This window comes from Roseateles aquae (assembly GCF_032337115.1).
GTDB classification, from domain to species: Bacteria; Pseudomonadota; Gammaproteobacteria; order Burkholderiales; family Burkholderiaceae_C; genus Roseateles_C; species Roseateles_C aquae.
Genome location: NZ_JAVXZY010000006.1, coordinates 277,975 through 304,900 on the forward strand (window position 1 = coordinate 277,975; position 26,926 = coordinate 304,900).

Here is a 26,926-nt window from a genome sequence, read left to right on the forward strand (position 1 = left end):
TCAGCCGGTCTGAACTTCCAACAAGCTCAGCTCGCGAAAGGCGCGCAGCAAGAAGCTTGATGGCGAGCCATAGCGCAGCGCGCTGATATCGAAGTCTGGCTGGAAGAAGGCCGCCAGCGCCGAGTCCTGCGCCAGCGCGGCGGGCTCGATGTCGTAGAGCGCCATCGTCCATTGCTCAAAGTCACGCTGGGCGACGACATGGGCGAGCGCGACGCGCAGGTTCTGGTGGCGCTCATCGGCCTCGATGCGCTCGAGCAGGGCCTCGATAGTCGCGCGATCGCCTTCGAGCACCTGCAGGAACTGGCCGCGGCAGTGCAGCAGGATGCCGCTCAGGCCGCATTCGGCATTGGCGCGCCGTGATTGGACAAGCAGGCGCAGCAAGTCTTCATGGCCGAGTCCGGCACGGGCCTCGCTGGCATAGATCAGCTGGAAGATGGGGGCCGGCATCGCAGTTCAGGCCGGCTGGCCCGCCGGCTGGCCCGCCGACTGCAGCCCTTGCCACTCGGACAGCGCCGCGGCCATCGCCGCCAGCTGCTGGGGCAGCGCGGCGGCCAGCGTGGCCGCCTCGTCCCAGCGCTGTTCGCGGGCCAGTTCGCGCAGCTGATCGGCCGAGGCCTGCAGCTGCAGGGCCGAGAGGTTGGCGGCCGTGCCGCTGAGGTCATGGCCGGCCTGGGCCAGTGCCGCCAGATCGCGTGCCTGCAAGGCGCTGTCGATCGATGCAAAGCGCTGCGGGCAGTCCTCTGCAAACATCGCTGCGATTTCCAGCAGCGCTTCGCGATCGCCGCCCAGCCGCTCCAGCGCCGCCTCGATGTCCATGGCCGGCAGTTGCGAGCGCGCGGGCGCCGCCGCCGCGGCGGTGGCCGGCGCCGTCTCGCCGAGCACACGGCCGATCTCCAGGCGCAGGGCCTCGGCATTGACCGGCTTGCTGAGATAACCGTCCATGCCCGCGTCCAGGCAGCGCTGCCGATCACCGGCCATTGCATTGGCGGTGACCGCGATGATCAGCTCGCGCCGGCCATCGCCGCGCTGCGCCTCACGCTCGCGGATGGCGCGGCTGGCCTGAAGGCCGTCGAGCACCGGCATCTGCATGTCCATCAACAGCAGATCGAACTGCCCCGAGGCGCTCAACTCCAGCGCCACCGCGCCGTTTTCGGCCAGCGTCACCTGATGACCCTGCTTTTGCAGCAGGCGCGTCATCAGCGCCTGGTTGACCGGCATGTCTTCGACCAGCAAGACGCGCAGCGAGCGGCTGGCCGCCGCGGCGCTGCTGCCGGCCCGCTGCCCGCCCTGCGCCAGCGCGGCGTTCAGGTCGAACAGGCGCAACAGGCGATCACGCAGCTCAGCACCGGCCAGCGGCTTGCTCAGGTAGCCCGCCAGGCCCAGCTCGGTGCAGCGTGCGCCGTCGCTGATCAGCGCGTCCGGTGTCAGCAGCATCAGGCAGCGTTTGGCGAAGGCTGCTCGCTGCTGCAGCAGCGGCAGCAGTTCGAAGCCCGACTGGGCGCCCAGGCGGGCATCGATCAGCGCCGCGTCGAGCGCCAGGCCGGGGTCGGCCAGCAGGGCCTGGGCGGAGGCCAAATCGTGCGCGCAAACGGTCTCCAGCCCCCACTGGCGCAGCAGCTCCTGCGTCCATTCGCATTGGCGCAGATTGTCTTCAACCAGCAGCAAACGCCGGCCTTGCAGCAGCGCCCGCGCGGCCGCGTCCAGCGCCGCGGGCTGCTCGGGTGCGGCTTGCAGGCTCAGCGTGAAATGGAATTCGCTGCCGCGGCCGGGCTCGCTGTCCACCCACAGGCGCCCGCCCATCAGGCCGACCAGGCGCTGGCAGATCGCCAGGCCGAGGCCGGTGCCGCCATAGCGCCGGGTCACCGAAGCGTCGGCCTGCGAAAAGGCCTCGAAGATCTGCGCCTGTTTGTCTGGCGCAATGCCGATGCCGGTGTCGCGCACCACGCCCTTGAGCAGCAGCTGATCGCCGCCGCTGCGCTCCGCCAGCTCGATATCAACGGCCACTTCGCCTTCGGCGGTGAACTTGATCGCATTGCCGACCAGATTGGTCAGCAGCTGGCGCAATCGGCCCGGATCGCCAAGCAACTGGCTGGGCACTTCGGGCGCGATCCGGCACAGCAGTTCCAGGCCCTGTTCGGCCGCACGCAGGCCCAGCGGCTTCAGGCACTCCTGCAGCAGCTCGGGCAGGCTGAAGCTGAGCAGCTCCACCTGCATCATGCCGGCCTCCATCTTCGAGAAATCGAGGATGTCGTTGATGATGACCAGGAGCGCATTGGCCGAGCTGCGCACCATCTCCAGGTATTCGCGCTGCTCTTCGTTCAAGCTGGTTTCCAGCGCCAGCGCCGTCATGCCGATGATGCCGTTCATCGGCGTGCGAATCTCATGGCTCATATTGGCCAGGAACTCGCTCTTGGCCAGGCTGGCGGCCTCGGCGGCATCGCGCGCCTCGGTCATGCGCAGCGCCAGCTGCTTCATATCGGTGATGTCGGTGCGCAGCGAGACCAGCAGGCCCTCCGGCGTGCGCAGATCGTCGTTGCGCACCCAGCGATCGCCCAGCCGCAACTCGCGCGAGCCGCCGCTATGGCGCCGCGCCGCCTCGGCCGCCACCCATTGCGCCTCGTCCAGTCCGCCGCCGCGCGGCTGCACCACGCGCTGGTAGTAGGCGCTGAGCACATCGGCCAGCGCCGCGCCTGGCACCAGCAGCTCGGCCACCTCGGCATAGAAACGCCGCATCGTCTCGTTGCAGATGACCAGGCGCTCCTGCTCGTCGTACATCACGAAGCCGACGTCGAGCGCCTCGATGGCGCTGACCAGCTGGGTGCGCGTCCTCATGATCTCGCGCTGGGCCAGCTTGGTGGCGGTGTTGTCGAGGATCAGGCCGTCGAAGTAGAGCTGCTGGTCCTGCTCGTCGTAGACGCACTGCCCGGCCGCATAGGCCCAGCGCAGGCCGCCATCGCGGTGGCGCAGCCGGAACTCCAGCGTGTAGCCGCTGCGGCTGCGCGCGGCCATGCTCATCGTCGACAGCACCTGTTCACGGTCGCGCTCGTCGACGATGCCCAGCAGCGTCATGCGGCCATGCCTGAAATCAGCGGCGCTGAAGCCGGACAAGGCCTCGATGCCATCGGAGATGAACAGCGTGGTGACCTCGGCATCGGGCAGATTGCGGTGCACGCAGCCGGGCAGATTGGCGATCAGCGTGCGAAAGCGCTGCTCGCTGCTGGCCAGATCGCGCTGCACCTGTTCGCGCTGCGCCAGCAGCTCGCGAATCAAGGTGGCCAGGCCGAGCAGATCATGTTCGCCCTGTTCGACCAGCTCGGCCGGCACCGCCCCGCCGATGCTGTGCATCAGCTCGCGGGTGGCGTCGCGCAAGGTATCGAGCACCTGCTGCTGGCTCTGCGCCTCGCGCCGCAGCTTTTCATTGACCTCGCTGAGCTCCTCGGACGAGATCGCCAGGCTGCGCGTGCGCAGCACCAGATCGCGGTCGAACTGGCGGTAGCTGTCGGCCACCCCGGAGAGAAAGCCGGGCAACCGCTGGGCCAGATCGCGCAGCGCGGGCTGGGCGTCGCCAGCCGCTTCGAGTGACTGCAAGAGCTGCTGCAAGGCCTCGGGGCCATCCAGGCCCAGCAGGCGCTTGAGCTGGCGCGCAAAGCTGCGGTTCTCGAACAGCGTGGCCTCGGGCTCGCCCGGGCGCGCGGGTTCAGACAGCATGGCGCTCCGACAGATGGGTGATGGTCATGGTCTGGTTGTGCAGATGGCACTCGCCGCCGCTGCCGCTGGCCAGCGCCGGGCTGATCTCGCCGTTCGAGTAGAAGCCGGTCACATGGGCGTGGCGGCCGAACACCTCGGCGACCGACTCGACCTCCTCGTCGACCCGCGCGCCCATCACCAGCTTGCGGCCCACGCAGCTGACCAGCAGGGCCAGGCTGCAGCCGGCCGCGGCGTTGTCGACACCGGCTGCGGCAGCGGCCTCATGGGCGCCGTCAACCAGCGAATCGGTGGTCGCATGCATCAGCTTCAGATAGCCGTCCTGGACGATGTCGCCGGCCAGGATCAGGCTGCCGGCCGCCTCGTCGACGCCCAGAATCGTGCGGATCAGGCCGACCGCGTGGTGGTCCTGGCCCAGCATCTCGAAGGGGAACAAGAGGCCCGAGCCGGGCAGGTCACGCGCGTACTCGCCGAGGTATTTCTTGTAGACCTCCAAGGCCGGTGCGCCGTCCAGCTCGTGCAGCACATTGCCCTCGCAGCGCGTCACCTTGCGCGCCGGGCCGAAAGGCTGCCAGCCATGGAAGCAGCCATGGCGCAGCTGCAACTCCGGCGCGGTAAAGCCGATGGCAACGATCTGCTCGCTGGACACCGCCTGGCTGGACAGCGTGTAGCTGCGCGTGAACGCACCGCCATCGCCGGCCAGGCCGCCGGACAGCGCCACCTCGGGCGCCAGGCCCTGGCGAAAGCCCTCGATCAGCGCGCTGCCGTTGATGTTCACGCCCTGGCCAAAGACCAGCACATTGTGCAGGCCCGGTGCAGCCAGCTGATCGGCCAGCCGCCGCCCGGCTGCCGCCGAATCGGCCATGCCGGCCAGCGCCGTGCTGACGACGCGAAAGCCCGGATGCTCGAAATGCAGCGCGGTGATCACCAGGCGCTCGTCGCTGACACCGTCGTCGCTGATCTCGCCGGCCGTTGTGCAGCCGGCTAGCTCGGCGCTGCCGAAGGCCTCATGCAGGCGTGCCAGCAGCCCTTCGGCGCTGAGCAGGCGCACCGAGCCAAAAACCAGCACCAGCTGCGGCGCGATCGCCGCCAAGGGCGCCAGTGCACCGAGGGCGGGCAGCTCGGCAAAGGTCGCTTGTTGAAGCTTCATCTCGGCATCCTTGCTTGCGGGGGTTGAAAGAAGGCAGACGGTCTCAGTCCAGCGGCATGGGCCGCGTCGGCGCGGCGTGCAGCTTGCGGTAGGCAATGTCCTCGGGGTCGTCCTCAAAGCGCTCACGCACATCCAGCACCGCGGCCCAGTCCTGCAGAAAGGCCTTGACGCAGCCGGCATCGAAATGCCCGCCGCTGTGCTGCAGCAGGAAGTCGCGCGCCGCCTCCATGGTCCAGGCCTGCTTGTAGGGCCGCGCCGAGGTCAGCGCATCGAACACATCGGCAACCGCAACGATGCGGCCGGCCAGCGGAATCTGCAGGCCGCGCAGGCCCTGCGGATAGCCGCTGCCATCGAACTTCTCATGGTGGCTGTGGGCCACGGTGGCGGCCAGCTGCAGGAACGGCGACGGGCTGTCGCGCAGGATCTCGTAGCCGATGCTGGCGTGCTGGCGCATCACCGTCATTTCCTCCGGCGTCAAGCGGCCCGGCTTGAGCAGGATGTGGTCGGGCGTGCCGACCTTGCCGATGTCGTGCATCGGCGCGGCCTGGAAGAGCAGATCCTGGAAGTCGGCCGGCGCGCCCAGATTGGCGGCGATCAGCCGCGAGTAATGCGCCATCCGCATCACATGGGCGCCGGTCTCGGGATCACGGTACTCGGCCGCACGGGACAGCCGGAAGATCGTGTCGCGTTCGCGCTCCAGAATCGTCTGCGTCGCCTTCTCGACCTCCTGGGCCAGCCACTCGGCGCGGCCGGCCAGCGCCTTCTGGCCCTGGCGCAGCGCAAGCATATTGCGCGCCCGGGCCAGGAACTCCATGCGATCAACCGGCTTGGTCAGGAAATCGCTGGCGCCGGCGTTCAGCGCCTCGTAGCGCAACTCGCGCTCGTGGTTCGCGGTGATCATCAGCAGCGGGGTCTCCTGGCGGCCCGGCGTCGCCCGCAGCGCCTTGATGAAGGCCACGCCATCCATCTCGGGCATCTGGTAGTCAACGACGACCAGATCAGGCTCATGGCTCTGGCACCAGGCCAGTGCCGCGCGCGGATCGAGAAACTCCAGCGACTCAGTGCCCGGCAGCTGCCGGCAGATCACCTTGAGCAGGGTCAGGTTGATCTGGTTGTCGTCGATGATGATGATCTTCAAGTGCGCGCTCCAGGTGAAGCTTCGGCAGCGAGGCCCCAGCTCGACTCTACCGCCGCGCGGCGCGCACAAACCGTGATTTAGGGCCTGTTAACACGACGTCTGTCTGTGCGAGAGGGGCTCCAAGGGCCCCAATCCAGGCGGACGACGCTGCCCAGGCTAGCCGCCTGGGCAAGGAGTTCAACACCGAGTGGGGCCCTTGGAGCCCCTCTCCCGAAGGGTTGCCACACAAATCGCCGTGCACGTGGTTGCAAAGCCTCGCCGGGGGAACGGCCCCGGCGAGGCTCATTGAAGCATTGGGCGCCTCGTTCACGGCGATTTGTGTGGCAACGCAGCAGGCAGACGTCGTGTTAACAGGCCCTAGCCGGCTTTTCAGAAGCTGATCACGAAACAGGCGCCGCCCTGCACCGGCCGCACATGGCGCACCGTGCCGCCCATGCCATGCAACAGCTGGCGCACCACGGCCAGGCCGATGCCGCTGCCGCGCTGCCCCTGGGCATCCGGGCCGCGGGCGCTGAAGAAGGGCAGGAAGATCTGCCGCTCCAGCCCGGGCGGCACGCCGGGGCCGTTGTCGCTGACCGTGATCTGCAGCCGCCCGCCAGCCGCCAGCCGGGCGCGCAGCTGTGCCTGCGGCTGCACCACGCCGGCGGTGGCCTGCTCGGCATTGCGCAGGAGGTTCAGCAGCACCTGCTCGAGCTGGCCTTCGTCAGCCATCAGCATCAGGCTGGCGGGCTCAACCGCGCAGTCGAGCTGCCCGCCGCGGGCCCGCCAGGCCGGGCCGACCAGCTGCTGCAGGCGCTCGAACAAGGGCTGCAGCGGCAGCGCCGCCAGCTGCGGCGCCGGCCATTCGCTGACCTGGCGATAGTCGCCGACAAAACGGCCCAGCGCCTCGGCGCGGCGTGCGATTGCTTCCAGCGCCAGCTGCAGATCATCGGCCTGGGCCGGGTCGCCGTGCATCTCCAGCGCGCTGCGCGACAGCGAGGCAATCGGCGTCAGCGAGTTCATGATCTCGTGGGTCAGCACCTTGACCAGCTCGCGCCAGGACTTCTGCGCCTCGGCCTGCAGCTCGCTCTCCAAGGGCATCAGTGCCAGCAAGCGCTGTGGCTGGCCGGCCAGCAGCAGGCTGCGCTGGCGCAGCAACCAGCGTTCCGGGCTGGCACCGGCGGCCTCGCCGTCGCCGGCCAGCGGCAGTTCGATCAGCAAATGGGCCGGCGCGGCCGGCAGGCGCAGCAGCTGCTGGCGCAGCGCTTCGGGGTCGGTCGGGCTGCCGGGAGCGAGCAGGCGCCGGGCCTGCACATTCAGGGCCTGCAGCTCACGATCGGCCACGCCCTCGCCCAGACGCCACAGCGCCACCGGCGCCGCATCGAGCAGGCCTTCCAGCAACAGCAGCTGACGAGCCTGCGCCTGGCCCTGCGCCGCCGAAGGCTGCGGCTCGGGTCGCAAAGGCTGTGCTGGCAGCCGCAGCAGCAGCCGGGCGCCTAGCGCCAGCAGCAAGAGGCCGCCCAGCGCTGCCAGCACCACGGGGCGCGGCTGGCCCCAGAACAGGCCCAGCAGCAGGCCATCGCCCAGCAGGGCCAGGCCAGTGAGGCCGAGCAGCGCCTGAGCGCGTCGCGGGTCAGAAGCCATGCTTTTCCAGGCGCCGGTACAGCGCCGCGCGCGACAGGCCGAGCAGACGCGCCGCCTGGCTGATATTGCCCTGGGCATCGTTCATGGCCTGGGCCACGGCGGCGCGTTCGCGGGCCTGCAGCGACAGCGTCTCGCCGCCAAGCTCGAGCGCAGCGACACCTGTTTCGCCCGCCCCATCGGCCAGTCCAAAGTCGGCGATTTCGTAGCGCGGCCCGCCGGCCAGCAGCACGGCGCGCTCGCAAGCCTGGCGCAGCTGGTGCAGCTGGCCCGGCCAGTCTTGCGCCTGCAGCTGCTGCAGCGCCTGCGGGCTGCAGGGGCGCGGCGGCTTGTTCAGCCGCGCCGCGGCCTGGGCCAGGAACTGCGCGGCCAGGCGCGGGATGTCCTCGCGGCGCTGGCGCAGGCCCGGCAGGCGCAGCACGACGGTGTTGAGCCGGTACAACCAGGCCGGCAGCACCCGCTGCACATCAAAGAGCTGGGCCTCGGCGAGCTGGCTGCTGCTGATCAGCCGCGGCGCCTCTGGCAAGGCTTCGCGAGCAATTAGAGCGGCGAGCCAGCGCTGCTGTGCGGCCAGCGGCAGCGCGAAGGCCTCGTCCAGCAGCACACTGCCGCCACGCAGCGCGGCCAAGGTTTGCTCCGGCGCCTCGATGGCGGCCGGGCTCAGCACGGTCAGCGCCTCGCTGGTGTGGGCCGAGGCCTGGTGCAGGGCCTGGGCCAGCGTCGAGCGGCCGCTGCCGGCCGCACCGAGCAGCAGCACCGGCGCTTCGGTCGGTGCCACTGTGGCCAGCAGCCGGCGCAGCTCGCGCATCACCGCCGATTCCTCGGCCGGCCGCTTAACGTCGCCGTCGTCGTCAGCCACTCGCCCTGCCAGTGCCGTCTGCACGGTGGCCAGCAGCCGGGCGTTGTCCCAGGGCTTGGTGATGAAATCGAAAGCGCCGAGCTTCAGCGCCTGCACGGCCAACTCGACCTCGGCATAGGCGGTCATCACAATCACCCGCGGCGCTTCAGGCAGGGCCAGCACCTGCTGTAGCAGGGCCAGGCCCTGCGCGCCATCGCTGCGCCCGGGCAAAAAGTTCATATCCAACAGCAAGAGATCGACCGCCTGGCTGCGCAGCGCCGCCAGCAGCTGGGCCGGCTGCTGCAGGGTCAGCACCGGCCCGCAACGGCGCTGCAGCAGCAGGCGCGCGGCGATGCCGATGTCGGCGTCATCGTCAAGCACAAGAATCGTCATGGCCGGCACCTTAGCAGTGTTCGGAGGCGGACAGCCAGCGAACTGTCCGGAAGCGGACAGGGGGCTGGCCGGCCCGTGGGCCGCTGCGCACACTGGCAGCCATGCAAGACACCTCTGCCCCGAAACCTGTGCCCGAGCGCCCCAGCGGCGCGGCCATGGACCGCGTCGTCGCCGCACCGCGCTGGCCGCGCCGCCTGCTGCTGGGCGGAGGCTTGTTGGGCCTGGCGCTGCTGGCCTGGGCGGCCAGCCAGCTGCCGCGCGGCCTGGCGGTGGACGCCGCCAGCCTGAGCATTGCCAGCGTCGGCCCCGGTGAGTTCCGCGACGAGATCACGCTGCGCGCGCAGACGGTGCCGGCCCAGCAGGTGCTGCTGGACGCGACCGAGTCCGGCCGCGTCGACGCGGTGCTGGTGCGCGACGGCCAGATGCTGCAGCGCGGCGCCCTGCTCTACCGGCTGTCCAACCCGCAGCGCGAGCAGGAGGTGCTGCAGCGCGGTGCCGAGGTGGCGCAGCAGCTGTCCAATCTGTCGCTGCAGCGCACCGCGCTGGCCAATGCGCGGGCGCAGCAGCGCCGCGATCTGAGCCAGCTGGAGATCGAGGCCGAGCGTGCCCAGACCGATCTGCAGCGCCAGCAGCAGCTGGCCGCCCAGGGCTTTGTGTCACCCGCGGTGCTGGACGAGGCCCGCCGCCGCCAGCAGCTGCAGCAGCGTCTGCTCGCCCAGGCCCGCGAAGACAGCCAGGCCGAGATGCGCATCCGCGAGCAGGCCATCGCCGAGCTGGAGCGGGCGGTCAAGGGCCTCAATGACGGCCTGGGCGTCGTGCGGGCCGCGGCCGGCAATCTGGCCGCGCGGGCGCCGGTCGACGGGCAGCTGAGCGGCTTCAGCCTGCAGGTCGGCAGCTCGGTGCGGGTCGGCGACCGGCTCGGCCGCATCGACGACATCAGCAATTTCAAGTTCAGCGCCCAGCTCGATGAGTTCTATCTGCCTCGCCTCACCGTCGGCCTGCCGGCCACGCTGGAGCTGGCAGGCAAGACCTGGCCCCTGCAGGTCAGCCAGAAATTGCCGCAGGTGAAGGACGGCCGCTTCGGCCTGGAGCTGAGCTTTGCCGGCGCCCAGCCGCCCGGGCTGCAGGCCGGCCAGAGCCTGGACCTGCGGCTGCGTCTGGGCCAGCCCAGCCGCGCGCTGCTGCTGGCCGACGGGCCCTTTTATGCCGACAGCGGCGGCGCCTTTGTCTATGTGCTGGACGCCGATGGCCACCACGCACAACGCCGCGCGGTGCGCCTGGGTCGGCGTGCCGCCGGCCAGATCGAGGTGCTTGAAGGCCTGACGGCCGGCGAGCGCGTCATCGTCTCGCGGCTGCGCGACTACGGCGATGCGCCGCTCTTGCGCATCCGTTCCTGAACCACGAATTCCGATTGATCCACGAGGAGGACATCCGATGATCACCCTGAAGTCCCTGAGCAAGCTGCACCGCATCGACACGCTGGAGACCACCGCGCTGGACCAGATCGATCTGCACATCGACGCCGGCGAATACCTGGCCATCACCGGCCCCTCGGGCTGCGGCAAGTCCACGCTGCTGGGCGTGCTGGGCATGCTCGATGCGCCGAGCAACGGCGAGTACTGGTTCGAAGGCCGCAACGTCGCCGGCCTCGGCGAGCGCGAACTCAGCCGCGTGCGCCGTGGCCGCATCGGCTTTGTGTTCCAGAGCTTCAACCTGATCGACGACCTCAATGTGCGCGAGAACATCGAGCTGGCGCTGCAGTACGGCGAGGTGCCGGCCCGCGAGCACAAGGCGCGCATCGATCAGGCGCTGGACCGGCTGGGCATCGCCCATCGCGCCAGCCACCGGCCTTCGCAGCTGTCCGGCGGCCAGCAGCAGCGCGTCGCCATCGCCCGCGCCATCGTCTCGCAGCCGGCCCTGCTGCTGGCCGACGAGCCCACCGGCAATCTCGACAGCGCCCAGGGCGACGAGGTGATGCGCATCCTGCGCGAGCTGAACGAAGACGGCACGACGCTGGTGATGGTCACCCACTCGCCCAGCCATGCCGCACAGGCCACGCGCAGCGTGCGCCTGCTCGATGGCCGCATCCTGGTGGATGCGCTGGCCGCCTGATCAAGGAGCACGCGATGAAATTTCTGGACCTGCGGGTGGCCTGGCGTCAGCTGGTGGCCGAACCCTTGAACGCTGTGGTGCTGATCGGCGGCCTCGGCCTGGCGCTGGCAGCCTGCTATCTGCTGGCCGTGCTGCTGGGCGAACGCTACCGGCCCGATCCGGCCCTGCACCAGCCCGAGCGCATCGTGCTGATCGACTTTCACGGCAATATGCCGGGCCGCGAGGAGGACTGGTTCCTCGGCTCACCCTTTGTCTTTGCCCCGGCCTTGACACAGGCCAGAGCGCCCTTGGAGCTGATCAGCCGCGTGGCCGATGACACCTTCACGTTGAAGCAGGGCGATCGCATCACGCGCGCCAACGCCATCGCCGCCGACGCCAACCTGGTCAAGCTCTTCAATCTGCGCTCGCTGCAAGGTGATCTGCAGGCCAGCCTGAGCCGGCCGGACAGCATCGCCATCACCGAGGGGCTGGCGCGCAAGCTGTTTGGCAGCACCGCGGTGCTGGGCAAGACGCTCAGCCTTGGCAAGTTCACGCTGACCGTCGGCGCGCTGTTGCCGGAGCCCGGCTCGCTGAGCCAGTTTCGCGCCGAGGCCTATCTGGGCTTTGACTCGCCCGCCGCCGGCATCGACCAGGAATCGCGCGAGGCCTGGTTCATGATCGCTGGCCAGGTCTATGCCCGCTTGCTGCCCGGTGCCAGCACTGCACAGGTCGGCGCCGTGGCCCAGGCCTTGCTGGATGCCAGCCCGGTGATGAAGGAGTTGCCGCCGGACTGGACGGCCAATGGCCGCAAGGCCGCCTACATGCGCGCCCTGCCGGTGACCGAGATGCGTTTCGAGGGCCGCGAGGGCAAGCTGCGCGTTCAGGTGCTGGTGGCGCTGGCCGGCGCCGCGCTGCTGCTGCTGCTGCTGGCCTTGCTGAATTTCATCAATCTGAGCAGCGTGCGCACGCTGCAGCGTCAGCGCGAGATCGCCGTGCGCAAGAGCCTGGGCCTGAGCCCGACGCGTCTGCTGATGCAGTTCGTCGTCGAGACCCAGCTGAGCATCATGCTGGCAGCGCTGGTGGGGCTGCTGCTGGCCTGGCTGTTCGTGCCCTGGATGAGCGCCGCGCTGCGCGTGCCCCTGCCCGACACGCTGCTGCAGCCGCTGCCGCTGCTGGGCCTGATGGGCGCCAGCCTGCTGCTCGGCCTGCTGGTCTGCCTCTACCCGGCCTGGCTGGCCTGGCGCCAGAACGCCGCCGCCGCGCTGCAGGGCCGCCAGGCCAGCGAAGGTCGGGGTGGCCGCTGGCTGCGCCGTGGCCTGTCCACGCTGCAGTTCGGCATCGCGCTGCTGGCCTGTGGCCTGGCCCTGCTGCTGAGCCTGCAGAACGAGCATGTCTTGCAGCGCAAGATCGGCTACGAACCAGCGGGCGCCCTGGCACTGCGCACGCCGGTGGGCGCCAGCGCGACCCAGGCCGAGGACCTGCGCCAGGCACTGCGCCAGCTGCCCGAGGTCACCGAAATGGCCTGGACCGACAGCGTGCTGGGCAGCGACCGGATGGACCGCAACGTGGAATTCAGGCATCGGGATCACAAGGCCGATCTGCGCTACACGGCGGTGGACAAGGACTTCTTCAGCTTCTTCAAGGTCACGCCGCTGGCCGGCGCCATCGATGCAACGATCAGGGATGCGGTGGTGCTGGACGAAGCCGGCAGCCGCGCGCTGGGCTTTGCCTCGCCGGCCAGTGCCCTTGGTGTCAGCCTTGACTCCAAGCTGGTTGGCATCAACCAGCAGCCACAGCAGTTCACCGTCGTCGCCGTCGTGCCAACGCTGACGCTGGAAGGCACGCGCGAACCGGCCCGGCCGCATATGCTGCAGCTACAGACCAGCGAACAGGCCCTCGCCGCCCGGCGCGGCTTCTGGGTGCTGAACCTGCGCCTGAAGCCGGGCACCGATGCAGAGCGCTTGCTGGCGCCGGTGTGGCGACGCATCTACCCCGACGAACCCTTCAGCTTCGAGCGGGTCGAGGAGGCCATGCTGCAGCCCTATGCAAACGACCGCCGCATCGCCCAGCTGGTCAGCGCCACCGGTCTGCTGGCCCTGGCCCTGGCCGGCTTCGGCGTCTATGCGCTGAGCGCCCATCTGGTCCAGCGTCATGCCCGTGAGCTGGTGCTGCGCAAGCTGCATGGCGCCTCCTCGCTGCAGGCGCTGGCGCGGCTGGCGCGCGAGTTTGGCTGGCTGCTGCTGGCCGGCGCACTCTTGGGCCTGCCGCTGTGCTTCTGGCTCGGCGAGTGGTATCTGGGCCAGTTCGTCGACCGCGCACCCGTCGGCCTCTGGCCCGAGGCGCTGGCACTCGGCGGGCTGCTGCTGGTCAGCCTGCTGGCCAGCCTGCGCCACGGTCTGGTGGCCATGGGCATGCGGCCCATCCAGGCCCTGCGGGACTGACAGGCACCGCTCGACCTGCCTTTTGCTGAGGGGGCGGGCTGAGCCATCTGGTCAAGCCAGCCTGCCGGCCTCACACTGCGGGCTGCACTGACAAGACGCCTGCCCACGCATTGATGGACGACACGCTGATCTTCAAGGACGCAGCCGAGCCAGAGCCGCAGCTGCCGCCCTGGCGCATTCTGGTCGTCGATGACGACCCCGAGGTTCACAGCGCCACCCGCTACGCGCTGCGCCGGGTGCAGATCCTCGGCCGCCCCTTGGCCTTGGTGCACACCGAATCGGCGCAGCAGACCCGGGCGCTGCTCGAGACCGATCGCGATTTCGCGCTGGCCCTGCTGGACGTGGTGATGGAAAGCCCGCAGGCCGGGCTGGAGCTGGTCTGCCATATGCGCCAGCACTGCCAGATGAACGCCTGCCGCATCATCCTGCGCACCGGCCAGCCGGGCTATGCGCCCGAGCTGGAGGTCTTCACCCGTTACGACATCAACGACTACCGCACCAAGGCCGAGCTTAGCCACACCCGCTTGATCACCAGCCTGACCGCGGCGCTGCGCACCCATGAACAGATCATGCGCAGCCAGGCCGCTGAGGCCGAGGCCCGCGCCAGCGCCGCCGCGCTGCAGCGGCTCAACGCCGAGCTGGAACAGCGCGTGGCGGCACGCACGGCCGAACTCTCGCTGGCGCGCGATGCCGCCGAGGCTGCCACGCGGGCCAAGAGCGAATTCCTGGCCAATATGAGCCACGAGATCCGCACGCCGATGAATGCCGTCATCGGCATGACCGAGCTGGCGCTGCGCAACACGCTGCTCACGCCCAAGCAGCAGCGCTATCTGAGCAGCAGCAAGGCCGCGGCCGACGCGCTGCTGGCCATCATCAACGACGTGCTGGACTTTTCCAAGATCGAGGCCGGCCGCCTGGCCCTGGAAGCGACCGAGTTCGCGCTGGAGCAGGTGTTCGAGCGCGTGATTGCCGTGGTCGGCCTGCGCGCGCAGGAAAAAGGCCTGGAGCTGCTGCTGGATATCGCCGACGACGTGCCGCCACGGCTGGTCGGCGATCCGCTGCGCCTGGGCCAGGTGCTGATCAACCTCTGCGGCAATGCGGTCAAGTTCAGCGCCCAGGGCGAGATCGTGCTGCGCGTCAGCCGCCTGGCCATTGCCAACAGCGACGATGCAATGACGCTCCAATTCAGCGTCCGCGACAGCGGCATCGGCATGAGCGAGGCCCAATGCGAAGGGCTGTTCGAGCCCTTTCACCAGGCCGACAGCTCGATCACCCGCCAATACGGCGGCACCGGCTTGGGCCTGGCGATCTCGCGTCAGCTGGTGCAGCTGATGGCGGGCCGCATCAGCGTGAAAAGCGCTCCCGGCGAGGGCAGCGTGTTCAGCTTCACGGCCCTGTTCCGCGCGGCGACCGAGCAGTGCGCATCGGCCACGTCGACTGCCTTGTACGGGCGCCGCGGGCTGCGCGTGCTGGTCGTCGACGACAGCGCCGCCTCGCTGGAAATCTTTGAGCACCTGCTGCAGCGCCTGGGCCATCGCGCCACGCTGGCGAATTCGGCCGCCACGGCACTGATCGAGTTGCAGAACGCCGGCGGCGATCCCTACGAGCTGCTCCTGCTGGATTGGCGCATGCCGCAGACCGATGGCCTGGCGCTGGCCCAGCGCATCCAGGCCCTGGGGCTACAACCCGCCCCGGCGATGCTGCTGGTCACCGCCTACGATGCGGATGCCTTGCAGTTCGGCGCCCAGGCCCTGCGGCTGCAGGGCTGCCTGGCCAAGCCGGTGTCCGAGCAGCGCCTCGCCGAGGCCATCGAGCTGGCCCTGAGCCGCGACACCGCGCCCGCGCCGCCAACCCAAGGCGGCACACGGGACATCGACGCCGGCGCACTGGCCCGGCTGCGCGGCCGCGAGCTGCTGCTGGTGGAAGACAACGACATGAACCAGATGCTGGCGACCGATCTGCTGCAGGACCTCGGCGGCATGAAGGTCACCGTGGCCGGCAATGGCCAGGAAGCGCTGCAGCTGCTGCGCAGCCGCCGCGTCGACATCGTGCTGATGGATGTGCAGATGCCGGTGATGGATGGCCTGCAGGCCACCCGTCTGCTGCGCCAGGACGACAGCTTGCGCGAGCTGCCGGTGATCGCCATGACCGCCCAGGCGCTGGATGGCGACCGCGCCCGCTGTGCCGCGGCCGGCATGAACGACTACGTCAGCAAACCCTTCGAACCGCCGCAGCTCTTCGCCGTGCTGGCGCGCTGGCTGCCCGAGGCGCCGCCAGCGAACGTGCTGGAGGCCGACAAGGCGCTGCAGCGCTGCCAGGGCCGCGCCGATCTGGTCGCGAAATTCATGCAGCGCTTTCTCGACACCCGGGTCAACGATGCGCAAGCGATTGCCACGGCGCTGGCCGAGGGCGACATCAGCGAGGCCTCGCGGCTGGCCCACACGGCCATCTCCACCGCGGCCATCATCGGCGCCGACCGTTTGTCAGACGCCGCCCGCGCGCTGCAGGAGGCGATTGACCTGCAGACCCTCGATCAGCTCGATGAGCGACTACGCGACTTCGAGCACTTGCTGGCGACGGTCACTCAGGCGCTACTGCAGCACCTGGGACGCGCAGCAGCAGCCGGCTGACGCCGTGGCTTGCTAGGCTGGCCGGCCTAGCAAGACCAAGGCTTTCAGCACGCTATTTGATGCTCGGCCACTGGCGCTCGAAACGCAAGCACAGAGGCACTGAGGCATAAAGAAATTCACGGGGAAGGCCAGAGTTCGACGAGTTTTTCTCTGTGACTCAGTGCCTCTGTGGTTGCCTTTGGCTCTTTCCAGAGCATCCGCACTTAGAGCCAAAAGAGCGAAGACTAAAGCCCCTGCAACGCCGCGCTCAAGGCCTGCTGATCCACCGGCTTGGCCAGCAACAGCACGGCCGGCGGCAAGGCGCCGAGCCGGGCCAGGCCCTCGCGGCTCTGGCTGGACACGGCAATCACACGCCGCGGTGCCGCCTCGGCCATCAGCTGGCGTAGCATCTCGACGCCGTTCATATGCGGCATCACCATATCGGTGATCACCACATCGGGCATCTGGCGCCCCACCGCCAGCAAGGCCTGAAAGCCGTTCTCGGCCAGCGTGATGCGGGCCTGCGGCAGGGCCATGCGCACCTGCACTTCAAGCAATTCGCGGGCGATCGGGTCGTCGTCGACCAGCAGCACGCTGGTACCCAGCGCCGCGACGGCACCGGCGGGATTGGACGCGGCGCTGCCGTTAGCCGTCGAACCCTCGCGCTGCGCGGCCAGCCATTCGTCGACGCTGGCGGCGTCGATGCGCCGGTGGCCTCCCACGGTCTTCCAGGCGCGCAGATGGCCCCCATCGACCCAGCGCTGCACGCTGGCTGGCGAAATGCCCAGCAGCCGGGCCGCCTCCACCGTCGTGTAGGAGGGCAGTCGCTCATTCATCCAAAACCTCCAATCCCATCGCTCCTTTCAGTCTAGTTCGAATTGACTGATTTGCAACTTATGAGCGATGAGGTGACAAAGGATTAGATCATCACCGGTAAATTCCTCACAAATGAATGATTTGATCGATTTACGGCGGCTATTGCGTGAGCGATTTGAATGAAAAAGATTGACGCCCTCTTGAACGATTTGACTTGAATGAATGATTTGATCGATTTAGAGTTGAGTCATCCAAAGCCGAGAGGCCGGGCCGCAAGGCCAGGTAGCCCAGCGATGGTTCCACCCCTTTTCGAATCACGCCGTGAGCGGCAGCCGCAGGAGATCACCATGAAGGCAATGAGCAATCTGAAGATCGGCACCCGTTTGACCCTGGGCTTCGGCCTGATGCTGGCCATCATCGTCGGCATGGCCGGCGCCGGCCTGCACGGCATGAACAGCAGCCGGGCCTCGCTGCATGAAATCACCCGGGACAATGTGCCCAAGATGATGCTGGTCGGTGATATGTCGGAGTCGGTACACATCGTCTCACGCGTCATGCGCACCATCATCCTGCTGGACGACAAGAGCAAGATCGAGTCGGAACTGAAGAAGCTGCAGGACTATCGTGCCAAGTACAACCAGGCCAGCGATGCGCTGGACAAGCTGCCGGGCAGCCCGCAAGGCCTGGCCCTGCGCGCCAAGATCAAGGCCGCCGCCAGCGAGGCCCGCACCCTGAACGACCAGGTACTGGCGCTGGCCGCTGCCAACAAGGACGCCGAAGCCCGCGAACTGCTGCTCAGCCGCGCAGCGCCGGCCACCCAAGCCTGGCAGGACGCGATGGACGAGAACATCGAGTTGCAGAAGCTCAACAACGCCGAAGACGAGGCCTCGGCTACCGCCGCTGGCGACGAGGTGCGCAACGAGCTGGCCCTGATGGTGATCGCCGCGCTGGCACTCGGTGCCTCCGTCGCCTGGTTGATCACCCGCAGCATCGTTCGCCCGATCGAACGTGCCGTCGAGGTGGCGCGCACCGTGGCCGCCGGCGACCTCAGCTCGGAGATCGAGATCGTCGGTCGCGACGAACCCGCTCAGCTGCTGCAAGCGCTGGCCGAGATGAACGACAGCCTGGCCCGTGTCGTCAGCACCGTTCGCGAGGGTTCGGAATCGGTGGCCACCGCCTCCAGCCAGATCGCCAGCGGCAATACCGATCTGTCGCAACGCACCGAGGAGCAGGCCGCCAATCTGCAGCAGACCGCGGCCTCGATGGAACAGATCAATGCCACCGTGCGCAACAGCGCCGATACCGCCGCCCAGGCGACCCAACTGGCCGGCTCGGCTTCCGCCGTGGCCCGCCAGGGCGGCGAAGTGATCAGCCAGGTCATCAGCACGATGAGCGAAATCAACAGCAGCTCGCAAAAGATCGCCGACATCATCGGCGTGATGGACTCGATCGCCTTCCAGACCAATATCCTGGCGCTCAATGCCGCTGTCGAGGCTGCCCGTGCCGGCGAGCAAGGCCGTGGCTTTGCGGTGGTGGCCGGTGAGGTGCGCGCACTGGCGCATCGCTCGGCGGCTTCGGCCAAGGAGATCAAGACGCTGATCAACGAGAGCGTGGCCAAGGTCGAGGCCGGCACCCGGCTGGTGAGCAGCGCCGGCGAGACCATGGGCGAGATCGTCAGCCAGGTGCGCCGCGTCAATGACCTGATCGACGAGATCAGCTCGGCCACCGTGGAGCAGACCAGCGGCGTGGGCCAGATCAGCGACGCCGTCGGCCAGCTCGATCAAGTCACGCAACAGAATGCCGCGCTGGTGGAAGAGTCCGCCGCCGCCGCCGAAAGCCTGAATCAGCAGGCCACCCGCCTGGTCGATGCCGTGCGCATCTTCAAGCTGCGCACCGAGCTGAGCGCCCTGAGCCTGGCGCCCCGCGCCGAGCCTGGCCCGGCAGCGCGCCCGGCACGTCTGGCGCGTCCGGAGCGTCCCGCGCAACTGGCCAAGCAGGCCATCGCCAAGGCTGCCAGCAGTGCCAGCCAGCCGCGCTCGCTGAGCAGCAACGCCACGCAGGCCGAATGGGCCAGCTTCTGAGTCTTGACTGAGCCCGGCTCACGCCAACGCCCCCACGCCTCTTCAGTCCCCCGCCGGAGCCCCATCATGCTGCCCGACCGTCTCGCCACGCTGACGCCTGCCGGCCTTGTCGCACCGTTGCCCGCCTCGGCACGCTGCAGCGCCGAGGCAGCGGGGGCGAGCGCCTGGCGCCTGCTGCTGGTCGATGACGACTGCCAGGCCCATGCGGCCCTGCACCTCGCCCTGCAAGCGGCCGAGTTCGAGGGCCGGCCGGTTGAACTGCTGCATGCCTACAGCAGCCGTCAAGCCCGGCAGCTCTTGCAGAGCGGGGTCTCGATCGACCTGCTGCTGATCGACCAGCATTGCAGCCGGCGCGACAGTGCCATCGCCCTGCTGCAGCTGCTGCGCGGCCCGCTGGGGCAGCGCGATTGCCGCGTGCTGATGCACAGCGACGAGGCGCTCCCACTGTCCGCCCAGCCTCAGCTCCAGGCCCTGGACATCGAAGACCTGCGCAGCCGCAAGGCCCTGAAGGCCAGCCACTGGCTGAGCGGCATCGGCTGCGCGTTGCGGGCACACCGGCAACGCCAACAACTGCAGGAGCAGCAGACGCAGCTCGGCCTGCTGATGTCCGCCGCGACCGATCTCTTGGCCCATCGGGAGGCGCGGACCTTCGCCCGCGCGGTGCTGCAGCGCCTGACTTCGTTGATGGGCCTGCCGCCCACGGCGCTGTTGTGCGTGCGTCGCCTCGATACCGATGCCGATGCCGATGCCGATGCCGAGGGGCAGGCTGGCAAGGAGACACAGCTGCTGGCGGCTTTGGGGCCGCTGCAAGCCGTCGAAGGTCTGTGGCTCGATTGGCTGCCCCAGCAGCCGCTGCGCCTGGCCATCGACAGCGCGATGCAACATCGCCAGTCGGCCGACGGCGAACAGGGCCGCCTGCTCTATCTGGAAACGGCGCCGTGGCAGATCGTCATCCTGCTGAGCGCCACGCAAGCCGGGCGGCCCCGTTCAACGGCCGGCGAGCAGGCTGCCGTCAATGCCCTGTGCACGTTGCTGGCAGCCGGCCTGTGCGAACGGCTCTGAGCCCGTTCAGCCACCAGCGGCCGCCGGCCGCTTCAGCGCATCGGCCAGCAGGCTCTGGCAGCGCTCCTCGTGCTGGGCAATCTCGGCCAAGGTGACCTCGATATCGTCAAGCTGCTGTTCAAGCTGGCGGCGGTGCTGCTGCAGCACTTCCAGAAAGGCCTTCAGCTGCGAGGCCGCATCGGACTCCGAGTCGTACATATCGACCAGCTGCTTGATCTCCTGCAGCGACAGGCCCAGGCGCTTGCCACGCAGCGTCAGCTTCAGGCGGGTGCGATCACGGTGGGTGTAGACCCGGTTGCGGCCGGCGCGCGCCGGCTCCAGCAAGCCCATGTCTTCGTAGAAGCGGATCGCCCGCGGCGTGATGTCGAACTCGGTCGCCAAATCGGTGATGGTGAACAGGCGCGCCGATGGCTCGGCCGCGCGGGGGGCCTTCTTCTTGCTCACGGGGCTGCTCTCGGTGCTCATCGCTACACTCTTGTTGAAATGACGTTAACGTAAACGTAAGTCTAAGGCAGTCATGGCAAATCCTCGCGAAGCAGAACTTTCCTACCCGCTCGGCGATGCCTTGCCGGCCCCCGGCCGCAGTCTGGAACTGGCCCCCGGCGTGCGCTGGCTGCGCATGGGCCTGCCCTTCGCGCTGGACCACATCAACCTCTGGCTGCTGCGCGACGAGATCGATGGCCAGGCCGGCTGGACCGTGGTCGATTGCGGCGTTGCCAACGAGGCCACCCGCGAGCTGTGGGAGCAGGTCTTCGCCAGCGAACTCGACGGCCTGCCTGTCCTGCGCGTCATCGTCACCCATTTCCATCCCGACCACATGGGCCTGGCGGCCTGGTTGTGTGAGCGCTGGCACAAGGTCGACAGAGCATGCCGGCTGTGGATGAGCGCCACCGACTTCCAGCTCGCACGGCTGGCCAGCAGTTCCACCGTCGGCATGGGCGGCGAAACGGCCGCCGCCTTCTTCGCCAGCCATGGGCTCACCGATCCCGAGGCGCAGGCCAAGATCCGCGCCCGCTCCAGCTACTACCCGAGCATGGTGCCGGCCGTGCCGCCGGCCTACCGGCGGCTGCGCGAGGGTCAGGTCTTGCCCATCGGTGTCCATGACTGGCGCTGCATCGCCGGCTACGGCCATGCGCCGGAGCACATCAGCCTGTACAGCGCGTCGCTGGGCCTGATGATCTCGGGCGATATGGTGCTGCCGCGGATCTCGACCAATGTCAGCGTCGTCGATGTCGAGCCCGAGGCCGATCCGCTGCGGCTCTACCTGGATTCACTGCAGGCGCTGCTGCCACTGCCGGCCGATACCCTGGTGCTGCCCTCGCATGGCAAGCCCTTTCGCGGCCTGCACGCGCGCATCGATCAATTGCAGGAGCACCACCGGGAGCGGCTGGACGAGGTCTTGGCCGCCTGCGCCGAATCGCCGCGCGATGCAGCCAGCCTATTGCCGATGATGTTCAAGCGCGCGCTGGACCTGCACCAGACGACCTTTGCGATGGGCGAAGCGGTCGCCCACCTGAACACGCTCTGGCTGGCCGGGCGACTGCAGCGGCGACGCGAGGCTGACGGCGTGTTCCGCTTCAGCGCCTGAATGGCGGCAATGCGGGCAAAGCAATCGAGGGTGGATCAAGTGGCTTTGACAGCTTCCGCCGCCCCGGTTGCGCTGGGGCGGCGGGCCGTGCCTTTTATGGTGCATCCGCTTTTCGGTTCAGAAGCGCGGGACTACGACACACAGCTGTGTTGTGACCCTGGCGCCACCGGGAGGCTGGGGCGACAGGCCCTGACCTCAGATGCGTCGCGATGACAGCTTGACGGAACGAAGTGTGAAGCCCGCCCTTGGGGGGAACAAGCCCCCCTGAAGGGGGAGCTGCGTGAAACCAGGGTTGAAACCACTTGGTAACTTTTCAGTCATCGAAGCTGGGCAGCGCGGCCTGGCGCAGTTGCGCGCGGGCCCGCTCGTAGTCGGGCATCAACTGGCCGACGATGGCCCAGAAGCGCGGGCTGTGGTTCATCTCGCGCAGATGGGCCAATTCATGTGCAACGACGTAATCGATGGTCGACGGCGCGAAATGAATCAGCCGCCAGTTCAGCCGCACGGTGCCGTCGGCGCTGGCACTGCCCCAGCGCGTCTGCGCTGATGACAATCGCAGGCGGTTCATCTGCACGCCGAGCTGGGCGGCGAAATGCCGGCAGCGCTGCTCGAACAGCGCGCGGGCCTGGCGCTGCAGCCAGGCTTGCACCGCGTCACGGATCTGCTGCGCCGAGGCCGCTTGTGGCAGGCCCAGAAACAAGGTCTGGCGGGCCACGGTGGCCAAGGTCGGCTGGCTGTCATCGCGGCCATCATCAAAGCGCGCGCCGCCGGGCAGTCGCGCCGCGGAAGGATCGAGCACCACAATCATCGGCTCGCCGAGATAGGGCAGCACACAGCCATCGGCCCATTGAACCTGCGCGGCGTCCAGGCGGCGGCGGCGCTCGCGCTGCTCGACCAGCTTGCGCAGAATCCAACCCGCCTTTTGCTGCAGGGCCCGCTCAATTTCGGCCAGCGGCACCCACTTGGGCGCGGCCACGCGCAGGCCGTCCTCGCTGACGGTGAACCCAATGCTGCGACGCCGGGCGCGGCGCAACTCATAGGCAATGCGATGGCCGTCGAGCAGCACCTCGTGGCTGGGCGTCGCCGCTTCGGCATGGCCCGGCGCGGCGCTCTTGGCGCGGCGTGGCGCCGGTTTGGGCACGCCGTCAGGCGCCGGCGCCGGGGCCTTAGGCTGCTGCTTTTGCGCGGGCTGAAGCGGCAGCTCAGGCTCGCTGTCAAACAGCGACAGTTGCGCGCTTTTCAGCAGTCCGGCCAACTTGTTCAGCATGGCTCGCAAGTGTACTCAGGCGGGCGCCGGGTTTGAGCGTTCAGACGCGCAGCGATCATCGCTGGCCGGTCATTCCGCCAGCTCTCCCGGCCCGGTGTCGGGCTGCATCGCTTCGCCGCGGGCGTCGGCCTTGGCGCGTCGCTCCTGCTGGATCAGGCTGTCGGCGAAATCGGTCAGGTTGTCGTGCAGCTTGGCGCCGGGCACCTGGGTCAGCTGGGCCTGCAGCTGCGCCTCGTCCAGGCTGCCCAGCCGCTCACCGCGCAGCAGATGGGCGATGCAACCGGCGGCCTGCGCGGTCTGCAGGTCCTTCAGGCTGGCACCCACCATATGCACCTGAGCCAGCGAGACGCCGAAGCGCTCGCCGATCTGCTCGATCAGGCCCGGCAGCGGCTTGCGGCAGCTGCAACCTTCCTCGGGCGTGTGCGGACAGAAGAACACCGCATCGATACGGCCGCCCTTTTCGGCCAGCAGCTGGTTCAGCCGCATATGCACCGCGTTCAGCGAGGCCATGTCCAGCAGGCCGCGGCCGATGCCGGGCTGGTTGGTGGCCATCACCGTGTGCCAGCCGGCGTGGTTGAGCCGGGCCACCGCCTCCAGTGCGCCGGGCAGCGGCTCCAGCTCGTCGATCGACTTGACGTGATCGTCGCGATAGCGGTTGATGGTCCCGTCACGACCCAGGATGACGAGCTTCATGCTGTGGCTGTGATCGGATCTCATCCGTGCGCCCTCTTCGCTTCAGCTGGCCAGGCGTGACAGGTCGGCGATGCGGTTCATCGCCTGATGCAGCTGGTTCAGGAGCGCCTGGCGGTTGGCGCGCAGCGCGGCGTCCTCGGCATTGACCATCACGCCATCGAAGAAGGCATCGACCGGCGCCTTCAGCGCTGCCAGCGCCTTCAGCGAGGCCGCATAGTCGCGCTGCTCGAAGGCCAGATCGGACTGCGGGCGCACGCTGGCCAGCGCGGCGGCCAGCTGCTGCTCGGCAGCTTCAGTCAGCAAGGCGGCGCTGACCTCGGTGGGCAGCTCGCCCTCGATCTTCTTCAGAATGTTGCTGACGCGCTTGTTGGCTGCTGCCAGCGAGGCCGCCTCGGGCAGCGCGGCAAAGCTGCGCACCGCGTCCAGCCGGCGCGGCACATCGCCCAGGCGCGTCGGCTGCAGCGCCAGCACGGCATCCACTTCCTGGGCGCTATAGCCCTGGTCGCGCAGCGACACGGCCAGCCGGTCGGCAAAGAAGCTTTGCAGCGCGACGCTCGGATCCTCGATCAATTCGCCGAAGGCCGGCACGGCCGCCTTCAGCAACTCGGGCAAGTCCAGCGGCAGATTGTTCTCGACCAGGATGCGGATCACGCCCAGCGCGTGGCGGCGCAGTGCGAACGGGTCCTTGTCACCGGTGGGCAGCTGGCCGATGCCGAACAGGCCAACCAGGGTCTCCAGCTTGTCGGCCAGCGCGACCACGGTGCCGGTGTGATTGCGCGGCAGCGCATCGCCGGCAAAGCGCGGCTTGTAATGGTCTTCGATGGCGATGGCGACACCGTCGCGCAGGCCTTCATGGCGGGCGTAATAGCCGCCCATGATGCCCTGCAGCTCGGGGAACTCGCCGACCATATCGGTCAGCAGATCGGTCTTGGCCAGCAGCGCGGCCTGATCGGCCTTGTGCGCCAGCATCTGCAGCTCGTCGTGCGACTGCACCGAGGCGGGCTGGTGGTCGCCCAGCTGATGAACGATGGCGCGGGCGATGAAGCGCACGCGCTCGACACGATCGCCCTGGCTGCCCAGCTTGCCGTGATAGACCACCTTGGCGAGGCCCTCGACGCGGCTGGCCAGCGTCTTCTTGCGGTCCTGGTCGAAGAAGAACTTGGCGTCCGACAGGCGCGGGCGCACGACCCGCTCATTGCCCTGGATCACCGCGCCGGCGTCGGCCGGGCTGATGTTGGAGACGACCAGGAACTGGTGCGTCAGCTTGCCGGCGGCGTCGAGCAGCGGGAAGTACTTCTGGTTGGCCTTCATCGTCAGGATCAGGCATTCCTGCGGCACGGCGAGGAATTCCGATTCGAACTGGCAGGTCAGCACATTGGGGCGCTCGACCAGGGCCGTCACTTCGTCGAGCAGGGCCTCGTCGTCGATCGGCGTCAGGCCGTTGCCGGCCGCGGCCGCGGCAGCCTGCAGCTGCTTGACGATCTCGGCACGGCGCTCGGCAAAGCTGGCAATCACCGCGCCCTGCTCGCGCAGCTGGCTGGCATAGCTGTCGGCGCTCTCGATATTGAGCCGTTCAACGCTTGCCTCGAAACGGTGGCCGCGCGTTTCACGGCCGGCCGTCAGGCCCAGCGCCTGCACCGCCACCACCTCGCTGCCATATAGCGCCAGCAGGCTGTGCGCCGGACGGACGAACTTCACATCGCTCCAGCCATCGCTGAGCTGGTAGGTCATGACCTTGGGGATGGGCAGCTTGGCCAGCGCCTCGTCGAGCGCCTTCTGCAGGCCCTCGGCCAGGCTGGCGCCGGCGACGACGGAGTCCAGGAACAGCGCCTCGGCCTTGCCGTCCATCGCGCGCTTGAGTGTCGGCACGACGCTGGCATCGGCCCCCACGGCAGCCAGCTTCTTCAGCAGCGCCGGCGTCGGCGCGCCGGCAGCATCCAGCGCCACGGCCACCGGCATCAGCTTTTGCTGCAGCTGGCGATCGGCGGCCTTGGGCGCCACGCCGGCCACATGCACGGCCAGCCGGCGCGGTGAGGCAAAAGACGTCACCGCGGCATCGGCAGCAGCCAGGCCTTGGGCCTTGAGGCTGTCGGCCAGCACCGAGGAAAAGGCCTCGCCGAGCTTCTTCAGCGCCTTGGGTGGCAGCTCTTCGACAAACAGTTCCAGCAGGAGATTCTTGTGTTCGCTCATGGAGTTCAAGCTGCCTTCTTAGCGTTCTTTTCTGCCTGCTTGGCGAGGTTCGCCAGCACTTCCTCGCCCCAGGCCTTGGGGGCCATCGGGAAACCGAGGCGAGCCCGGCTGTCCAGATAGCTCTGCGCCACCGCGCGGGCCAGGTTGCGGATGCGGCCGATGTAGGCGGCGCGCTCGGTCACCGAGATGGCGCCGCGGGCGTCGAGCAGATTGAAGCTGTGGCCGGCCTTGAGCAGCTGCTCATAAGCCGGCAGCGCCAGCTGCTGCGACATCAGGTGCTGCGATTGACGCTCGTGGGCGGCAAAGGCCTGCAGCAGGAAGTCGACATCGCTGTGCTCGAAGTTGTAGGTCGACTGCTCGACCTCGTTCTGGTGGAACACATCCCCATACTTGATATTGGGCGCACCGTTCTTGCCTTCGACGTAGACGAGGTCGTAGACCGACTCGACGCCCTGCAGATACATGGCCAGGCGCTCCAGGCCATAGGTGATCTCGCCGGTGATGGGCTTGCAGTCGATGCCGCCGACCTGCTGGAAGTAGGTGAACTGCGTCACCTCCATGCCGTTCAACCAGACTTCCCAGCCCAGGCCCCAGCAGCCCAGCGTCGGGTTCTCCCAATCGTCCTCGACGAAGCGGACATCGTTCTTCTTCAGATCAAAGCCCAGCGCCTCCAGCGAGCCGAGGTAGAGCTCCAGGATATTGGCCGGTGCCGGCTTGAGCACGACCTGGAACTGGTAGTAGTGCTGCAGCCGGTTCGGGTTCTCGCCATAGCGGCCATCCTTGGGGCGGCGGCTGGGCTGCACATAGGCGGCGCTCCAGGGCTCGGGGCCCAGCGCGCGCAGGAAGGTGGCGGTGTGGCTGGTGCCGGCGCCGACTTCCATGTCATAGGGCTGCAGCAAGGCGCAGCCCTGCTGGGACCAGTATTCCTGTAGGCGAAGAATGAGTTGCTGGAAGCTCAGCATGGTGATCGCTATGCCCTCGGGTGGGGATGGGGGAAAGGTGTCGAGAAGTGCGGCCGATTCTACGGGGGTGTTAGGGAAGGTCTGCATAAGTCGGCGTGAGCCGTGGTTGGGAGAAATGGGGCGGCCACGTAGGCGCGCTGCGAAGGTCGGGCTGGTGGCCCGACAGCCGAGCAGCGCAACGCCCGTGGGGGCCCCATTTCTCCCAACCCGCAGGGCAAGCACCAGCCAACCCCTGCCGGTGTTGCGAGCCTTGCGCAGGCCACCAGCCTGAGCTGCGGCTCG

The 26,926-nt window shown here is 68.3% G+C and carries 19 protein-coding genes; 7 read left to right on the plus strand and 12 right to left on the minus strand.

The window, feature by feature from the left end; all coding sequences use genetic code 11:
• The 6 genes from RQP53_RS16015 to RQP53_RS16040 all read right to left on the minus strand — a co-directional run bounded on the left by RQP53_RS16015 (position 1) and on the right by RQP53_RS16040 (position 8,844).
• A complete protein-coding gene (locus tag RQP53_RS16015) occupies positions 1-447 on the minus strand; it encodes a BLUF domain-containing protein (protein WP_315651668.1) in 447 nt (148 codons plus the stop codon).
• Positions 448-453: 6 nt separating this feature from the next.
• Positions 454-3,708, minus strand: coding sequence for a response regulator (locus RQP53_RS16020; RefSeq protein WP_315651669.1), 3,255 nt, complete (start codon positions 3,706-3,708; stop codon positions 454-456).
• Positions 3,698-4,855: an FIST signal transduction protein gene (locus RQP53_RS16025; protein ID WP_315651670.1), complete on the minus strand. Its 1,158-nt coding sequence runs from the start codon at positions 4,853-4,855 to the stop codon at positions 3,698-3,700. The genes RQP53_RS16020 and RQP53_RS16025 overlap by 11 nt, the downstream gene beginning before the upstream one ends.
• Before the next feature lie 43 nt (positions 4,856-4,898).
• Positions 4,899-5,993: an HD domain-containing phosphohydrolase gene (locus RQP53_RS16030; RefSeq protein WP_315651671.1), complete on the minus strand. Its 1,095-nt coding sequence runs from the start codon at positions 5,991-5,993 to the stop codon at positions 4,899-4,901.
• 369 nt (positions 5,994-6,362) lie between these two features.
• The gene (locus RQP53_RS16035) at positions 6,363-7,616 is read right to left on the minus strand and encodes a sensor histidine kinase (RefSeq protein WP_315651672.1); all 1,254 of its coding nucleotides are present in this window, start codon (positions 7,614-7,616) and stop codon (positions 6,363-6,365) included.
• Complete coding sequence (locus RQP53_RS16040) at positions 7,606-8,844, minus strand: sigma-54-dependent transcriptional regulator (RefSeq protein WP_315651673.1); 1,239 nt, start codon at positions 8,842-8,844, stop codon at positions 7,606-7,608. Before RQP53_RS16040 ends, RQP53_RS16035 begins: the two co-directional genes overlap by 11 nt.
• 101 nt (positions 8,845-8,945) lie before the next feature.
• On the opposite strand from RQP53_RS16040, the gene RQP53_RS16045 reads away from it, so the two are divergent.
• The 4 genes from RQP53_RS16045 to RQP53_RS16060 all read left to right on the plus strand — a co-directional run bounded on the left by RQP53_RS16045 (position 8,946) and on the right by RQP53_RS16060 (position 16,006).
• Complete coding sequence (locus RQP53_RS16045; RefSeq protein ID WP_315651674.1) at positions 8,946-10,241, plus strand: efflux RND transporter periplasmic adaptor subunit; 1,296 nt, start codon at positions 8,946-8,948, stop codon at positions 10,239-10,241.
• Positions 10,242-10,278: 37 nt separating this feature from the next.
• Entirely contained in the window at positions 10,279-10,956 is a 678-nt protein-coding gene (locus RQP53_RS16050) for an ABC transporter ATP-binding protein (RefSeq protein WP_315651675.1), read from the plus strand.
• Between the two features lie 14 nt (positions 10,957-10,970).
• A complete protein-coding gene (locus tag RQP53_RS16055; protein ID WP_315651676.1) occupies positions 10,971-13,376 on the plus strand; it encodes an FtsX-like permease family protein in 2,406 nt (801 codons plus the stop codon).
• A gap of 113 nt (positions 13,377-13,489) precedes the next feature.
• Positions 13,490-16,006 (plus strand): response regulator, encoded by a 2,517-nt coding sequence (locus RQP53_RS16060; RefSeq protein WP_315651677.1) that lies wholly within the window; start codon positions 13,490-13,492, stop codon positions 16,004-16,006.
• 224 nt (positions 16,007-16,230) lie between these two features.
• Here the strand turns inward: RQP53_RS16060 and RQP53_RS16065 are convergent, their stop codons facing one another.
• Positions 16,231-16,821, minus strand: coding sequence for a response regulator (locus tag RQP53_RS16065; protein ID WP_315651678.1), 591 nt, complete (start codon positions 16,819-16,821; stop codon positions 16,231-16,233).
• Positions 16,822-17,148: 327 nt separating this feature from the next.
• Here RQP53_RS16065 and RQP53_RS16070 point away from each other — a divergent pair, with 327 nt between their 5' ends.
• Together RQP53_RS16070 and RQP53_RS16075 are read left to right on the plus strand one after the other, a co-directional pair.
• Positions 17,149-18,882 (plus strand): methyl-accepting chemotaxis protein, encoded by a 1,734-nt coding sequence (locus RQP53_RS16070; RefSeq protein WP_315651679.1) that lies wholly within the window; start codon positions 17,149-17,151, stop codon positions 18,880-18,882.
• 66 nt (positions 18,883-18,948) lie between these two features.
• Entirely contained in the window at positions 18,949-19,944 is a 996-nt protein-coding gene (locus RQP53_RS16075) for a DUF3369 domain-containing protein (protein WP_315651680.1), read from the plus strand.
• Between the two features lie 6 nt (positions 19,945-19,950).
• Here RQP53_RS16075 and RQP53_RS16080 read toward each other — a convergent pair whose 3' ends face one another.
• Positions 19,951-20,409 (minus strand): MerR family transcriptional regulator, encoded by a 459-nt coding sequence (locus tag RQP53_RS16080; protein ID WP_315651681.1) that lies wholly within the window; start codon positions 20,407-20,409, stop codon positions 19,951-19,953.
• Positions 20,410-20,461: 52 nt separating this feature from the next.
• On the opposite strand from RQP53_RS16080, the gene RQP53_RS16085 reads away from it, so the two are divergent.
• A complete protein-coding gene (locus tag RQP53_RS16085; RefSeq protein ID WP_315651682.1) occupies positions 20,462-21,532 on the plus strand; it encodes an MBL fold metallo-hydrolase in 1,071 nt (356 codons plus the stop codon).
• A 313-nt stretch (positions 21,533-21,845) separates the two neighbouring features.
• Here RQP53_RS16085 and RQP53_RS16090 read toward each other — a convergent pair whose 3' ends face one another.
• The 4 genes from RQP53_RS16090 to glyQ all read right to left on the minus strand — a co-directional run bounded on the left by RQP53_RS16090 (position 21,846) and on the right by glyQ (position 26,644).
• Positions 21,846-22,799 (minus strand): M48 family metallopeptidase, encoded by a 954-nt coding sequence (locus RQP53_RS16090; RefSeq protein ID WP_315651683.1) that lies wholly within the window; start codon positions 22,797-22,799, stop codon positions 21,846-21,848.
• Positions 22,800-22,868: 69 nt separating this feature from the next.
• Complete coding sequence (gene gmhB / locus RQP53_RS16095; RefSeq protein WP_315651684.1) at positions 22,869-23,492, minus strand: D-glycero-beta-D-manno-heptose 1,7-bisphosphate 7-phosphatase; 624 nt, start codon at positions 23,490-23,492, stop codon at positions 22,869-22,871.
• A gap of 42 nt (positions 23,493-23,534) precedes the next feature.
• Complete coding sequence (gene glyS, locus RQP53_RS16100) at positions 23,535-25,682, minus strand: glycine--tRNA ligase subunit beta (RefSeq protein ID WP_315651685.1); 2,148 nt, start codon at positions 25,680-25,682, stop codon at positions 23,535-23,537.
• A 5-nt stretch (positions 25,683-25,687) separates the two neighbouring features.
• Complete coding sequence (gene glyQ, locus RQP53_RS16105) at positions 25,688-26,644, minus strand: glycine--tRNA ligase subunit alpha (protein WP_315651735.1); 957 nt, start codon at positions 26,642-26,644, stop codon at positions 25,688-25,690.
• Positions 26,645-26,926 lie beyond the last annotated feature (282 nt).

What these genes read in the sequence shown, in the direction of transcription:
- RQP53_RS16015 (WP_315651668.1), bottom strand. Translation starts at nt 447, where the DNA reads ATGCCGGCCCCCATCTTCCAGCTGATCTATGCCAGCGAGGCCCGTGCC.
- RQP53_RS16020 (WP_315651669.1), bottom strand. Translation starts at nt 3,708, where the DNA reads ATGCTGTCTGAACCCGCGCGCCCGGGCGAGCCCGAGGCCACGCTGTTC.
- RQP53_RS16025 (WP_315651670.1), bottom strand. Translation starts at nt 4,855, where the DNA reads ATGAAGCTTCAACAAGCGACCTTTGCCGAGCTGCCCGCCCTCGGTGCA.
- RQP53_RS16035 (WP_315651672.1), bottom strand. Translation starts at nt 7,616, where the DNA reads ATGGCTTCTGACCCGCGACGCGCTCAGGCGCTGCTCGGCCTCACTGGC.
- RQP53_RS16040 (WP_315651673.1), bottom strand. Translation starts at nt 8,844, where the DNA reads ATGACGATTCTTGTGCTTGACGATGACGCCGACATCGGCATCGCCGCG.
- RQP53_RS16045 (WP_315651674.1), top strand. Translation starts at nt 8,946, where the DNA reads ATGCAAGACACCTCTGCCCCGAAACCTGTGCCCGAGCGCCCCAGCGGC.
- RQP53_RS16050 (WP_315651675.1), top strand. Translation starts at nt 10,279, where the DNA reads ATGATCACCCTGAAGTCCCTGAGCAAGCTGCACCGCATCGACACGCTG.
- RQP53_RS16055 (WP_315651676.1), top strand. Translation starts at nt 10,971, where the DNA reads ATGAAATTTCTGGACCTGCGGGTGGCCTGGCGTCAGCTGGTGGCCGAA.
- RQP53_RS16060 (WP_315651677.1), top strand. Translation starts at nt 13,490, where the DNA reads ATGGACGACACGCTGATCTTCAAGGACGCAGCCGAGCCAGAGCCGCAG.
- RQP53_RS16065 (WP_315651678.1), bottom strand. Translation starts at nt 16,821, where the DNA reads ATGAATGAGCGACTGCCCTCCTACACGACGGTGGAGGCGGCCCGGCTG.
- RQP53_RS16070 (WP_315651679.1), top strand. Translation starts at nt 17,149, where the DNA reads ATGAAGGCAATGAGCAATCTGAAGATCGGCACCCGTTTGACCCTGGGC.
- RQP53_RS16075 (WP_315651680.1), top strand. Translation starts at nt 18,949, where the DNA reads ATGCTGCCCGACCGTCTCGCCACGCTGACGCCTGCCGGCCTTGTCGCA.
- RQP53_RS16080 (WP_315651681.1), bottom strand. Translation starts at nt 20,409, where the DNA reads ATGAGCACCGAGAGCAGCCCCGTGAGCAAGAAGAAGGCCCCCCGCGCG.
- RQP53_RS16085 (WP_315651682.1), top strand. Translation starts at nt 20,462, where the DNA reads ATGGCAAATCCTCGCGAAGCAGAACTTTCCTACCCGCTCGGCGATGCC.
- RQP53_RS16090 (WP_315651683.1), bottom strand. Translation starts at nt 22,799, where the DNA reads ATGCTGAACAAGTTGGCCGGACTGCTGAAAAGCGCGCAACTGTCGCTG.
- gmhB (WP_315651684.1), bottom strand. Translation starts at nt 23,492, where the DNA reads ATGAAGCTCGTCATCCTGGGTCGTGACGGGACCATCAACCGCTATCGC.
- glyS (WP_315651685.1), bottom strand. Translation starts at nt 25,682, where the DNA reads ATGAGCGAACACAAGAATCTCCTGCTGGAACTGTTTGTCGAAGAGCTG.
- glyQ (WP_315651735.1), bottom strand. Translation starts at nt 26,644, where the DNA reads ATGCTGAGCTTCCAGCAACTCATTCTTCGCCTACAGGAATACTGGTCC.